The 14,067-nt window shown below is 46.6% G+C and carries 10 protein-coding genes and 1 tRNA gene; 2 read left to right on the forward strand and 9 right to left on the reverse strand.

All coding sequences use genetic code 11. The annotated features are described in order from the left end of the window. Positions 1–43: 43 nt before the first annotated feature. The 3 genes from JMX98_RS02890 to JMX98_RS02900 are packed head-to-tail and all read right to left on the reverse strand — an operon-like array spanning position 44 to position 1,754. Complete coding sequence (locus JMX98_RS02890; RefSeq protein WP_201584576.1) at positions 44–334, reverse strand: hypothetical protein; 291 nt, start codon at positions 332–334, stop codon at positions 44–46. Next, complete coding sequence (locus tag JMX98_RS02895; RefSeq protein WP_201584579.1) at positions 331–1,527, reverse strand: Arm DNA-binding domain-containing protein; 1,197 nt, start codon at positions 1,525–1,527, stop codon at positions 331–333. Before JMX98_RS02895 ends, JMX98_RS02890 begins: the two co-directional genes overlap by 4 nt. Before the next feature lie 11 nt (positions 1,528–1,538). Continuing rightward, positions 1,539–1,754 (reverse strand): hypothetical protein, encoded by a 216-nt coding sequence (locus JMX98_RS02900; protein ID WP_093068677.1) that lies wholly within the window; start codon positions 1,752–1,754, stop codon positions 1,539–1,541. Positions 1,755–1,904: 150 nt separating this feature from the next. Here JMX98_RS02900 and JMX98_RS02905 point away from each other — a divergent pair, with 150 nt between their 5' ends. Continuing rightward, the gene (locus JMX98_RS02905) at positions 1,905–2,129 is read left to right on the forward strand and encodes a helix-turn-helix domain-containing protein (RefSeq protein ID WP_071001997.1); all 225 of its coding nucleotides are present in this window, start codon (positions 1,905–1,907) and stop codon (positions 2,127–2,129) included. 241 nt (positions 2,130–2,370) lie between these two features. Here JMX98_RS02905 and JMX98_RS02910 read toward each other — a convergent pair. After that, positions 2,371–2,447: transfer RNA gene (locus tag JMX98_RS02910), tRNA-Val, on the reverse strand. Between the two features lie 376 nt (positions 2,448–2,823). Here JMX98_RS02910 and JMX98_RS02915 point away from each other — a divergent pair. Then, complete coding sequence (locus JMX98_RS02915; RefSeq protein WP_201584582.1) at positions 2,824–3,801, forward strand: glutathione S-transferase family protein; 978 nt, start codon at positions 2,824–2,826, stop codon at positions 3,799–3,801. Positions 3,802–3,964: 163 nt separating this feature from the next. Here the strand turns inward: JMX98_RS02915 and hemB are convergent, their stop codons facing one another. From hemB to JMX98_RS02940, 5 genes are all read right to left on the reverse strand, one after another. Beyond that, positions 3,965–4,972, reverse strand: a complete 1,008-nt coding sequence (gene hemB, locus JMX98_RS02920) for a porphobilinogen synthase (RefSeq protein ID WP_201584585.1) — start codon at positions 4,970–4,972, stop codon at positions 3,965–3,967. Positions 4,973–5,184: 212 nt separating this feature from the next. Then, positions 5,185–6,975, reverse strand: a complete 1,791-nt coding sequence (locus tag JMX98_RS02925; RefSeq protein WP_201584589.1) for an efflux transporter outer membrane subunit — start codon at positions 6,973–6,975, stop codon at positions 5,185–5,187. Then, complete coding sequence (locus tag JMX98_RS02930) at positions 6,972–10,253, reverse strand: efflux RND transporter permease subunit (RefSeq protein WP_201584592.1); 3,282 nt, start codon at positions 10,251–10,253, stop codon at positions 6,972–6,974. The genes JMX98_RS02925 and JMX98_RS02930 overlap by 4 nt, the downstream gene beginning before the upstream one ends. Positions 10,254–10,288: 35 nt before the next feature. After that, the gene (locus JMX98_RS02935; protein WP_201584595.1) at positions 10,289–11,701 is read right to left on the reverse strand and encodes an efflux RND transporter periplasmic adaptor subunit; all 1,413 of its coding nucleotides are present in this window, start codon (positions 11,699–11,701) and stop codon (positions 10,289–10,291) included. Positions 11,702–12,503: 802 nt separating this feature from the next. After that, a complete protein-coding gene (locus tag JMX98_RS02940) occupies positions 12,504–13,529 on the reverse strand; it encodes a polyprenyl synthetase family protein (RefSeq protein ID WP_201584598.1) in 1,026 nt (341 codons plus the stop codon). Between the last annotated feature and the right edge of the window lie 538 nt (positions 13,530–14,067).

Genomic DNA, 14,067 nt, shown 5'->3' on the forward strand with positions numbered 1-14,067 from the left:
AAGCGTTGGGTCGAACACGAAACTTATACTCATAGTATTCTCCTTAGTAGCCATAGATGGTTTGCGGTAAAAGGACATAAAGCTCGCTTTCTAACTGGCTGCACATCTCGTCAACCATATAGCCACTATTAGCATCTAAGCGTTTCTGTACCCATACGCGTATCGCCATATGATTATCAAAACAGCTTTTTATTCCCAAAAAACGCGCTAGGTTGGAACCAGTAGATACGCATAGCTCACGAATAAGCGTATTAGCAATTTCATTGGCATCTTCACTGATCGCACCATCAGGCTTAAACTCGCTAAACAGCTTTTCATAATTAATGATTTTCATTGTGACGTCTCCTGGTCAGCAGAGGATTGAACCAATTGACTGCGATTGACCAATGCTTCAAACGCACTGCCATCCTGCCTTGTCATATTTGGTACATAACGACTATACGTATTGAATAGCATCTTAGTCGTAGCGTGTCCCATTTGACTGGCTATCCACTCAGGACTTTCGCCAGCCGCTAGCCAAAGCGTTGCTGCAGTATGACGAGTCTGATAAGCATTACGCTTTTTGAGACCTAAAATCTTAAGAGTAGGGTGCCAAACACGTTTATTCACGTTGTTGTAATCAAGTGGCTCACCCGTATGCGCGCAAAACACATAGTCAGATCGCTTATAAGTGATGGCCTGCTGTTCCTTTAGAGCATCGTAGACCCAAGGTGACATTTGAATCGCACGATAAGACTCTTGAGTCTTAGGAGGAACAATCTTACCTTTGACATAAGCTTGTTTGATCACAATCTCACGTCGATTAAAATCAATGTTCTCCCACGTCAACCCATCAATCTCACTCGTACGCATACCTGTAAAAAAACGTACCAAGTAATAATTGCGATAGTCTGCTCTCACACCATTAATAAACGTCCAAACCTCGTTCAGTGTGAATGGTTGAATATCTGTTTTGGGCTGTTTGAGCGCATTGATATCGTAGTAAGGATTATCAAACTGATAGCGTTTCGCTGCTTCTTTTAGTATCATACCTAAAGGTACCATGATCGAATTGATGCGTGCCGCTGACAGATGCTTGTTAGCTTTTCCGTACGTTACTTTGGCGAGCGATGAACGGAAGGCTAATACATCTGTCTTTTTTATGATATGGATAGGCTTAGTGCCAAACTTAGGCAATAAATACATATCAATAATTTCTTTAATCTTACGTTTGTAAGTATCACGCCATTCGATCTCTTTTTCAGAAAACCATAGCAGCGCAAATTCCTTAAATGAAAGGACGTCACTTTGAAGACAGTCCTTGCGATCACTTAACGCCATCATCTCATCGCATTTATCGCTTTTGGGGAAATACTTAGCATAACTAAATATGCCCAAGGTAATCTCTGCTTCCATTTTTTCAATCACTTTTTCAAGCTTCTTACGATTCGCTGGCGTGTCTATAAGGTTTGTCGTTTCTCTACAGCGTTTGTTCATATAGCGAAAGTCGACCACCAACTTGTTATATCTACTTCTGATATTAGCCATGATAGTTCTCCTTATTGTAGTGCCATAGCGTTGATGCTACCGGTAATACCAGTACGCATATCTTTTTCGATCTCTTCCCAAACATATAAAATTTTGCGTCCACCAAACGGCCGGATGTAATGAATACCTTCGATAAGCACAGTATCTTTGAGCTCATTACGTATCGTACGAGGGTTATACTTAATGAGCTCAGAAAGCTCTTGGGTAGTTAGGTAGGTATGTGACATAATAAATTCCTTGTAAGCCAATTAAATAACTAGGTTTTTTTATCGAGATAACAAATAATTCTATGAAAGTATTTTGTTATTCGATAGAAGTACTTTACTAGCTATCGTAAGTCGATGCAAGTACTTTTTTAGTCTATTAAGGAATTATTGATGATTTTATGTAATTTACCGGTACTACTAGCTGAACGGCGTATGAAAGTGGCAGATTTGATAAGAATGACAGGAATTAGCAAGTCGACTATGCACAAGATCTATAATGAGCAAACATCAAGAATCGATTTCGAGACTATGGATAAGATTTGTGAAGCATTAGATATTGGCGTAGGCGACTTATTTACTTATGTACCTAACGAGTCGCTAGATGAAGAAAAGTAAATTAGTTTTAGGGTGGTTTTAGAACAACTAGAGTAGAGGTCAAAAAGACTATATTGATAAATAGGAAAAATTAAGGGAAGGCGCAACTTGGGCACATTTTGGGCACACAGATTTTTCAGTGCTAATTGTTTAAATGTAGAAAGGTCTAAAGTCTAATTAATATTAATCTATCTATTCCGCTACAGCCCTCATATTACGGGCATAAAAAAAGCCCCAATCTTAAGAGTGGGGCTTTCGAATCTGGTAGGCGTAACTAGATTCGAACTAGCGACCTCTACCATGTCAAGGTAGCGCTCTAACCAACTGAGCTATACGCCTATTTAGGTTGAGCATTTTAGCAAGTTTTTAAGACTTTGCAAGCCTTTTTTATAAAAAAATTGAATTATTATGAAAATACTTATAATTCCTTCGATATTGAAGCTTTTTATGGCCTTTCCTCTACAGTTTGGCGACTGCCAGCGATTTATCTGATGCGTTTGGCTGGTGTTCTGTGGGTGATAAGCACTAAGAATAAAGCTGCATAGAGATATCACCGGCATTGATGTTACTATGGTTGTCATAATGGCTCAGTGGTTGTCATAAAAAAGCAATGGTTTTGATCAGAGGTCGTTGTACAGACTGTTTTGTTTGATGTCAGGACTCAATGATGACGGTGACAAGGCTATGATGATATTAACGTAGAATGGGATAGATTATGGGGTTATTAGTCGAGGGAAAGTGGCAAGATCAGTGGTATGACACAAAATCCAGTGGGGGGCGTTTTCAGCGTGAGGACGCAGGCTTTAGAAACTGGGTGACCGCAGATGGTAGCGCAGGCCCATCAGGGGTAGGCGGTTTTAAAGCCGAGCCAAACCGTTATCATCTGTATGTATCGCTGGCTTGCCCTTGGGCGCATCGCACCACCATTTATCGTAAGCTCAAGGGCTTGGAGGATATGGTGTCGTTGTCGGTCGTGCATCCGTTTATGGGTGATAAGGGCTGGACGTTTGCCGCAGGCGAGGGCGTGATTGCTGATCCGCTACACGATGCCGATTATGCTTACGAGATATACGTTGCGGCGAAGCCTGATTATACAGGACGCGTCACGGTACCTATCTTATGGGATAAAAAAACCAACACCATCGTCAGCAATGAGTCATCAGAGATTATCCGTATGTTTAACACCGCCTTTGATGAGGTCGGCGCGCGTGCTGGTAACTTTTTGCCAGCAGAGAAGTTGGCCGAAATCGATGAGATCAACGATAGGGTCTATACAGCGGTAAACAATGGCGTCTATAAGGCAGGGTTTGCTACCACGCAAGCTGCTTATGAAGAGGCAGTGACGGCGCTATTTGAGGCGTTAGACATGCTCGAGGCGCGCTTGTCCCAGCAGCGCTACTTGGTCGGCCAGACGATCACAGAAGCAGATTGGCGCTTATTTACCACGCTTGTGCGTTTTGATAGTGTGTATTTTGGTCATTTTAAATGCAACATACGCCGTATTGTTGATTATCCCAATCTATGGGGCTATCTACGAGAGTTGTATCAAGTGCCAGGCGTTGCAGAGACGGTCAATATGACGCATATCAAGCAACACTATTATGGCAGTCATACCAATATCAATCCAACACGTATCGTCCCTGTCGGGCCTGCGATTGATTTTCATTCACCACATCAGCGTGATAAGGTATAAGTTTATTTTAAAGTGACCATTTATCAAATTGTCTGTGTGTTTAAGAGGTTTACCGACAGAGGCTAACGGATACTGATAAAAAATACCACAACAAAAAAACGCCCCAGCTGACCGATGTTAGCTGGGGCGTTTTTGAAAGATAAACTACTGATTAAACTTATCTTTAAGCGTTATTTAGCTGACGCGCTGCCTCTAAGGCAAAATAGGTCAAGATACCGTCGGCGCCTGCACGGCGAAAACCGATTAACGATTCTAAAATCACCGCATCGCTCAGCCAGCCGTTTTGAATCGCTGCCATGTGCATGGCATACTCGCCTGAGACTTGATACGCAAAGGTCGGCACACCAAAGGTGTTTTTGACTTCGCGAATCAAATCCAGATAAGGCTGACCGGGTTTAATCATCACCATATCGGCGCCTTCGTTGATGTCCATAGCGACTTCATGCAGTGCCTCAGCACGATTACCAAAGTCCATCTGATATTGTTTTTTGTGCCCACCTTTTAGGTTGCCTGCACTGCCGACAGCATCACGGAATGGTCCGTAATAAGCCGAGGCGTATTTGGCAGAATAAGCCATGATAGCGGTATTGGCAAAGCCCTCGGCCTCAAAGGCATCACGCATGGCTTTGATACGGCCATCCATCATATCACTTGGAGAGATGATATCAGCGCCAGCTCTAGCATGGACGAGTGCTTGCTTGACCAATACCTCGATGGTGGCATCGTTGATGACATAGCCACTATCGTCGAGCAGACCATCTTGGCCATGTGAGGTATACGGGTCCAGTGCCACGTCAGTCATCACCACCATTTCTGGTACGGCGTCTTTGAGCGCGCTGACGGCACGTGCAGCAAGTCCATTGGCATCATACGCCGCTTCGCCATTGGCGGTTTTTAGGCTGCCATCAATGACAGGGAAGATGTCGATGGTGGTCACGCCTTCAGCAAGCAGTTCTTTAGCGTAGTTGATTAACAAGTCAATCGATAAACGCTCAACACCTGGCATGCTAGAGATGGCCTCACGCTGATTTTTACCTTCTAAGACAAAAACAGGGGCGATAAAGTGTTTGGGGTGTAGCTCCACTTCACGAATCATCGCGCGTACATTGTCGTTATAACGCAAGCGGCGCAAGCGAGTGGCAGGATATTGACGGTTAAAGGTATAGCTCATAATCATTCCTTATATTTGTTTTGTTTGATGGGTTTACCTGTTTTAAGCGTTGCCGTCTGATACGGCTATGTGAGGCTGGCTAGTATGGTCTGACTACTATACCCAATAGCCACGGTCAAAAGCAAAAAGCCCTACCAAGTCGGTAGGGCTGATGGTACGTATCGACTGCTAGGGTGAGGGGCGTTGTGTTGCCTTGCCCTCGTTAAGACTGCTTATGGTTCAACGATCTGGGTCACAGGGACGGTCTCTGTACTGGTGTCAAAGGTGGTTTTTTCGGTGATCACCCCGACCGCAGCATCTGTTGTACCATCGTCATTGACATCGACCACCGCGGTTGGCTCAAAGCTCGCGGTTTCTTTGGCCTGCGCTTGCTTGATTGCACCTGCTTCTTGCGGCGAGGCTACCCGTGCTGAGCTGGCAGCCTCGATAGCGTTTACTGCTTTTGCTTTGTTGGTGCTAGCAGGTAAGTTGACCAATTGTACCAAGTTTTTATGCGGTACGGGAATGGCTGTTGGTACATCAAGGTTGGCACCGCCACCGAGCGCTTGGTATAGCTCGATTTGGCTGACGATTTTTTGTAGCTCCAAATCCAAGATACCTTGCTGAGTTGAGAACAGCGAGCGCTGGGCATCGAGTACGTCTAGATAGTTTGCGATACCAGCTTTAAAGCGTGCATCTGCTATCTGATAGGTCTGCTCAAAGTTGTCTTGTAGACGATACTGTGCTTCGAGCTGCTGTCCTAGCGTTGCACGTGTGGCCAATACATCTGACACTTCACGGAAGGCGGTTTGGATAGATTTTTCGTAGTTTGCCAAGGTCTGCTCGCGCTCGATTTTGGCCACGTCGTAGTTGGCATCTAGGCGACCTGCATCAAAGATAGGCACGCTAATACTTGGGCCAAACGACCAGCCCACCGAGCCGCTCTTAAACAAGTCATCCAAACTACCACTACTCACGCCCACACTACTGGCTAGGCTGATAGAGGGGAAGTAAGAGGCGCGTGCCACTTCGATATTGGCACCTGCCGCTTTGAGGCTGTACTCTGCTTGTAGGACGTCAGGGCGATAACGCAGAAGCTCACTTGGCAAGCCTGCATTAAAGATCTGCTGGCTTGTGATATTGCTGACGGCAGGCGCTGGAATCAGCTCATTCGGAATCGGGGCGCCAATCAGATACTGCAAAGCATTACGCGAGGTCAAAATACTACTCTGGGCGCGTAGTACCGCCAGTCTGGCATTTTCTAAAGACGCGCTGGCTTGTAATGAGGGCAGTTTGGGATCGACCCCAGCTTCAAAGCGTTTGTCGGCAATAAACAGCGAGCGCTCACGGCTCTCAGCAGTGGCTTCTGCCAGTTTTAGCTGCGCCAAGCTATAGCTTAGGTTGGCATAGCTTTGGGCGATGTTACTAATCAGGCTGATTTGCGTGGCGTCTTTGGCGGCGCTCGTCGCTAAGAAATTTTGCAAGGCTTGATCTTTTAAGCTGGCAATTTTGCCCCAAAAATCCAGCTCATAGTTGGCCAAGCCTAGGTTGACGTTATAGCTGCTATTGGGGTTTTTGTCGGCGCTATTTTGCGCTTGACGCGTGTAGCCGCCACTGGCGTTGATCGCAGGCAAATCATTGATGTCAGTGATTTGATATTGCGCGCGCGCTTTCTCAATTGCAAGGCGCGCACTCTCAAAGTCTTTGTTATTTTTCAGTCCTAACGCAATCAGACCTTTTAGGCGCTCATCGCTATAAAAATCCTGCCAACGCTGTCCGGCGATACTAGGCTGCTCAGAGGTGCTGACAGTCTCATCACCAAAAGCGCCATAAGCTTGCTCGATCGGCAGGTTAGGTTCGGCGAGAACGAGGCTTGTATCTGCTTTAGGGATAGTATTACAAGCGGCCATACTCAGAGCTAGCACGCTCAGGCCAAGTAAACGTGATGATTTACCAGTAGCTAGTAAAGCTTTAGAGCTTATCGCTCTTACGGCTGAGTTAGAGGTTAAGAATAAAGAACTCATTGTGTATTATCTCCAAGGCTTACAGGCTGATAACTCGCAGGAGGAGTTAATGATTGCTTATCTTCTGTAGAGGCAGATGGGACCGGATTATCACCGCCGCCGTTACCACCTGGATGGTTATCATCATCCCCTTTACCATTACCATTGTGAGCTTCATTGCCCTTATAAGGGAACATGCTGCGCACCCAAATAAAGAACATCGGAATAAAGAAGATGCCGAGGAAGGTAGCGGTTAAGACACCACCGACCACACTGGTGCCAATAGCATTCTGACTGCCCGAACCTGGTCCTGTGGCGAGGAATAATGGCACAACACCGAGCCCAAAGGCAAGTGAGGTCATGATAATTGGACGCAGACGTTGACGTGCTGCGGTCATGACGGCCTCTCTGAGACTATAGCCTTCTTCTTGGTGTTCTTTGGCAAATTCAATAATCAAGATGGCGTTTTTGGCGGACAAACCAACGACGGTGAGTAGACCCACTTGCAAGTAGATGTCGTTAGCAAAACCGCGTAACCACGTAAATATCACCGCACCCAATACCCCAAGTGGAATCACCAGTAGGACAGAGAAGGGGATAGACCAGCTCTCATATAGTGCCGCCAAGCACAAGAATACGACGAGGATTGAAAGCGCATAAAGCATCGGCGCTTGGGCGCCTGACTTTTGCTCTTCTAATGACATACCCGTCCACTCATAGCTGATGCCTTCAGGCAACTTGTCAATCATCGCTTCCATCGCGCTCATCGCTTCACCAGTACTCAAGCCTGGAGCGGCGCTACCCTGAATATTCATCGAAGGTAAGCTGTTATAACGCGTCAGACGCGGTGACCCTGACTGCCATTCACTGCTAGAGAATGCATCAAATGAAATCATGTCGCCCGTATCATTACGTACATACCACTTACCGATGTCATCAGGATTGGTACGGCTACTGGCTTCACCTTGAACATAGACACGTTTGATACGACCACGATCGACGAAGTCGTTGATATAGCTCGAGCCCCAAGCCGTAGAAATAACACTATTGATGCTGCCAAGCGATAGGCCATAAGCCGCTGCTTGCTCTTGGTTGATATTGACCTTGAGCTGCGGTGAGTCTTCTTGTCCGTTAGGACGCACGCCAGATACTTTATCGTTCTGTGCTGCCATGCCTAAGAGCATATTACGGGCTTCAAGTAACCCTTCGTGTCCAAGGTTACCACTGTCTTGTAGCATCAAATCAAAACCACTGGCATTACCAAGCTCAGTAATGGCTGGCGGCACGATAGCAAAAACTTGCGCTTCATTTAACTGGGTAAAGAAATAACCCATCGCGCGATCTGCTACCGCTTGTGCGGTATTCTCTTCCCCAGAGCGCTCCTCCCAATCTGACAGTCGAACGAATGCCAGACCCATGTTTTGGCCTTGACCTGCAAAACTAAAACCAGCAACGGTAAAGACAGAGGCAATATTGTCGCCTTCTTGCGTGTCGTAATAGTTACTGACTTTATCGAGCACGTCTTGTGTTTCATCTAGCGTGGAGCCGGCAGGAAGCTGGACTAAGGTAAACATAATACCTTGGTCTTCTTCTGGCAAAAACGAACCTGGAATACGCAAGAACACCACTGCCATGATACCGATGATGGCGGCATAGCCGATCAGGTACAACCACTTAAAACGAATACTTTTGCCGACGAAGTTTTCATAAGAGCGGCTTAGCTTAAAGAAGCCGCGGTTGAACCAGCCAAAGAAGCCTTTTTGTTGTTCAGTACTGCCTTTTTCATGGCTCTTACCACGTTTTAGCAAGGTCACACATAGGGCAGGGGTGAACACCAATGCCACCAAGGCTGACAGCGCCATGCTCGTGATCAAGGTGATAGAGAACTGACGATAAATAACACCTGTCGAGCCGCCAAAGAAGGCCATCGGTACAAATACGGCAGACAAAATCAGCGCAATACCAATAACGATCTTACTGATCTCGCCCATCGACTGAACGGTTGCATCTTTGACCGAAATATCAGGGTTTTCTTCTAATATTCGCTCTACGTTTTCGACAACAACGATCGCATCATCAACCAGTAGACCGATGGACAGTACCATTGCAAACATCGTCAATACGTTGATACTAAACCCTGCGACATACAACACCGCAAACGTACCTAAGAGTACGACAGGGACAGCAAGGGTTGGAATGATAGTGGCGCGCCAGTTCTGTAAGAAAATAAACATGACGATAAACACCAAGACAATGGCTTCGATAAGCGTATGAACCACTTGCTCGATAGACAAACGCACAAACGGCGTGGTGTCATAAGGCACAACAGAGATAAGGCCTGCTGGGAAGTTTTTCTCAAGCTCCGCCATACGTGCGCCGACCGCCTCACGGGTCTCTAACGCGTTTGCGCCTGCAGCCAATGAAATACCTAGACCTGCCGCTTCTTGACCGTTATACAAGGAGATGATGCTATAGTTTTCACTACCGATTTCGACATCAGCGACATCGCCGAGGCGTACTTGCGCGCCCGAGGTGTCTGTTTTTAGCAAGATATCTTTAAACTCTTCAGGAGTTTGTAGATAGCTCTGTACGGTGACGGTGGCGTTAATGACTTGTCGTTCGGTGTCAGCAGGTGCTTGCCCTAACTGACCGGCTGAGACTTGCGCGTTCTGCGCGCGTACCGCATTGACCACATCAGAGGGCACCATGTTGTAGCTACGCAAGCGCGCAGGGTCCAGCCATATACGCATAGCATACGCCGAACCGAACACCTGTACTTCACCTACCCCTTCAACACGGCTTAGCTGATCGACGACGTTTGAGTTGATATAGTCGGCGATATCCGCACGATCCATACTACCGTCTTCGGAGATAAAACCCTGTACCATCAAAAAGCTACTGGAGGATTTGTTGACGTTGACGCCTTGACGCTGCACCGACTCAGGTAGCGAGCTCATGGCCGCTTGTAGTTTGTTTTGTACTTGTACCTGTGCCGTATCAGGGTCTGTGCCGTTTTCAAAAGTGAGCGTCACAGAGCCGCTACCGTTTGAGGAGCTCGACGATGACATATACATCAGGCCATCAAGGCCCTTCATACGTTGCTCAATGATCTGAACAACGGAGTCTTCGACGGTCTGGGCGTTGGCACCAGGATAGCTGGCACTCACCGAAATCGTCGGCGGTGCAATACGTGGATACTGTTCAATCGGTAGATTGATGACCGATATCACCCCGATGAGCATGACCAAAATAGCCAGCACCCATGCAAAAATAGGGCGATTAATAAAAAAACGTGACATAGTATATCCCTAAGTCTTCCTATCTTTGAATGGAATTAGTTAGCAGCGGCTTCTGTTGATTTTTCTTTGGTAGCGTTGTTTTCAGAGGTGTCATTACCAGCTGGCTTCTTATCCATTGTTTTTGCCGCTTGCTGCGGTGTTTTGGCCTCAGCACCTTTTGCAGATGGTGCTGGATTGGCGCTCTCTAGTGGTTTTACCACCACTTCTTGCTCAGGTTTGACCTTCGAGCCACCAATAACAACTACTTTATCACCCGCTTGCAGGCCATCTGTGACGATCCATTGTCCATCATAAGTACCATTGATGGTGACTGGACGCACTTGGATTTTGTTGTTTTTGTCAGCGATGTACACTTGCGTGTCGCCTTTAGGCGTACGCATGACCGCACTTTGTGGTACTAAGGCGGCGTTGGTGATGACGCTCTGCGTGAGGCGAGCGGTGACGTACATGCCTGGCAACAAGATATTGTTGCTATTTGGGAAAATCGCGCGCAAGGTGACCGCGCCTGTGGATTCATCGACTTTGGCCTCAGAAAGCGCAAGCTTACCGCGTACCGGATAGACCGAGCCGTCTTCTAATACCAGCTCCACAGAGTTCATACCTGGCTGTGCTTTGCCTTCAGAGATTTGTTGGCGTAGCTTTAGTAGCTCAGATGATGACTGACTGATATCGACATAGATAGGGTCTAAGCGAGAGATGGTCACCAACGGATCGGGCTGACCTGCGCTCACTAGTGTACCCGCCGTCACGCTTGAGCGGCCCGTGCGACCCGTCAATGGCGCACGTACGATGGTACGGTTGAGGTCTAGCGTGCTGGCTTGTAGCCCAGCCTTAGCCGTTTGAATGCCTGCTTTGGCACTCTCGATGCCCGCTTGGGTCTGTGCGACAGCGGCCGCCGCGCTTTGTACAGCAGCTTGTGCGGTGCGTACCGCGGTTTGTGCTTGTTCGTATTGCTGCTTGGAGATGGCATCGATATCGACCAGCCCTTGCAGACGTTGTAAGTCGTTTTGCGCCTGCGCCAATGATGCTTGGCGGCTGGCTAGCTCAGCTTTGGCATTGGCGTTGTTGGCCTGTGCTGTCTGATAGTTGGCTTGTGCTTGTTGCACCGCGGCTTGCCCACTGGCGACAGAAGACGCATAGTTGTCGGTATTGATACGATAAAGGGGCTGGCCTTTTTTGACGTTACTGCCTTCACGGAACAGCACTTCGTCGATGACACCATTGACCTGTGGGCGGACGTCAGCGGTTTGATACGCGGCGGTACGTCCGGAGAATGTCTGTACTTGAGGGACGGTATCAAATGTGACGGTTTGGACGTTGACGACCGCAGGCGGCATCTGCTGCTGAGCGGCTTGCTCACCAGCGGCGTCCTCGTTTTTGTCACAGCCAACCAGTACAGCTCCAGATAGCACAGATGCTATTACAAGCGCAAGAGTAGAATGCTTCATCAATGTCCTCGGCAATATGTATAAAGAATAATGGCAGTATAAAAAGTTTATCAATAAATTTTGATGTACGAAATATCGAGGGTCTACTTATTCTGCACATTCATGCCAGTACGTCATACTCAACCTTTGAGTCAATGGATTTAATAAAAATCGCTAGTAAGGCAGCCAGTAGCGAGTTTGATTGAGACGCGATTTGGCAAATGTGATATTAGAAGTTTAGGCAGACCACAAAGTAGGTTAGTAAATTTAAAGAGTTATTATAAACTATTGGGGTAACCCCACAGTCAAGTGATTCACGATAAGAAAGCTGACAAAAACTGACCGCACTGTGCTCGCTGAGTAAATAAAATCCCGCCATAGTAACTGCTACACCAACTAGCAGCTAATAAGAAGACATACAACCCGCTATGCAAATTTATTGTAATTTTTTGTTATAATTGTAAAGCCATAGTGTTATTGAGGTTTTGAAACCGCCAAAAATCTGCTTTGTCAACAAATTGACGAATTTATCAACCCCTAATTATGACCTTTAAAATATAGCGACTTAGACCAGTCAGTAGCTTCTAATGAGCGTGGTCAATCAGTATTTAACCATTAAAAAATCCTGACACAATTATAGTGCCGTCAGGATTTATGAAACTTAAAGAAAGGTAACTATTTGGCTGACACACCAGTTTTAAGAGGGTGTCTTTTTAGAGACTGTTGCTTTTGATCAATGAATATTTATGGCTCGGTTGCTCAAAAACGCTGCTAAAAAATGAGCCGTCTCAATTAGCTAATAACACAGACGATTCACATGTCATTATACTAATCGTGCGCTAGCAAGCTCAGTCAGCTGGTACAGACCTTGACGATAACGGTTGTCAGGCAGTGTGCCCAGTGCTTGCTGTGCCAATCTCGTCTCCTCTAGTGCACGCTGTTTACAGTAATCTAATGCGCCGGAGCTGCGTACCAACTCAATCAGCTGCTCAGCATTCGGTGTTTTACCCGTTTGTACCGCAATTCTTAGCTGCTCATAGCCCTCATGGTTTTGGTCTTTTAAAAGCCCAAGTGCTTTGATAGTTGGCAGAGTAGGCTTGCCTTCTGCAAGATCATCGCCTAGGTTTTTGCCCATTACCTCACTATCCCCACTATAATCAAGGACATCATCGATAATTTGAAATGCATTACCAAAGTGCTGTCCAAAGTCGCCTAGCGCAGCCATATACTCAGTTTTGCCTTGCAAAATAGCCGCGCCTTGGGTCGCCATCATAAACAGCCGTGAGGTTTTGCCATCGATGATGTTGAGATAATCTGTCTCAGTGGCCTTAGGGTTATGCTGATGCTGTAGCTGCAATACTTCGCCTTCAGCGATATCACAGGTACCATCAGAGAATACTTGCAATAGCGGCAAGCTTTGAAAACCAACCAATAAGTTAAAGGCACGGGCGATTAGATAATCACCAACCAGTACGGCGGTGGCGTTGTCCCACGTGGCATTGGCTGTGGGCTTGCCGCGGCGCTGACCTGACTCATCAATGACATCATCGTGTACCAGCGTCGCAGTATGCAGCATCTCTGTGATGGCCGCCAAATGCATGGCTGATTGTGATGGGTTGTCATCAAACATACGAGCACATAGCAAGGTGATAAGTGGGCGCATACGTTTGCCCCCTGCATTGATCACATGCTGTGAGACGCTCATGACGAGTTGTACTTTGGAGTTCAGGCTGCCAAATACTTGTTTGTCCATGATCTCAAAATCATCGGCCACGATACTTTGGATATCGGCATAGCTGGGCGTGGGCTGAGCGTTAGGCGTATTCGTGTCTAAAAGGGTGCTGGTCATAATAAATCGTCATATCAGTCAAAATAAAAAAGTTTGGTAGCCTCGGTCTTATATAGCAAAGGCGTTGTTTTGGTTATAATAGCATAGCTGTGTTTTTGAATGGTTGGTTAAAGTGTAGTGCGCTGATGCGGATAGGTGCTGGGCTAGGAAGGTAGACGCTAAAAGCCAATCGAGAATAGGCGTTAAAAACAACCAAAGAGCAAATAAAGCACTGTAAGTCACTGATTATATAAGCTATAATGGCCACCGTTAGGCATTAGCCATTCGTCGTATTTGCTAGACTAAGCAACTGGGCATTCACAATCATTGATTGTAAGTTATAAACAGTTACTGGCCATAAAAAGTGTATAGCAATAGCGGCCGCCTTTATAAAGCTTGATCGTCACTGACAAGCGGAGAGATACGGACGATGGTATTCAGATAACCACCTTACAAAAACAAGAGGCGCGGCTTGCTTTTATGAGCAAAAAGCCGTAAAATCTTGCCTTTAATTTTTCCCTGTCGTGTTCGTTATCGAAGCGTTGATATAACATCAGCC

Source organism: Psychrobacter sp. HII-4 (assembly GCF_904846595.1).
GTDB lineage: Bacteria > Pseudomonadota > Gammaproteobacteria > Pseudomonadales > Moraxellaceae > Psychrobacter > Psychrobacter celer.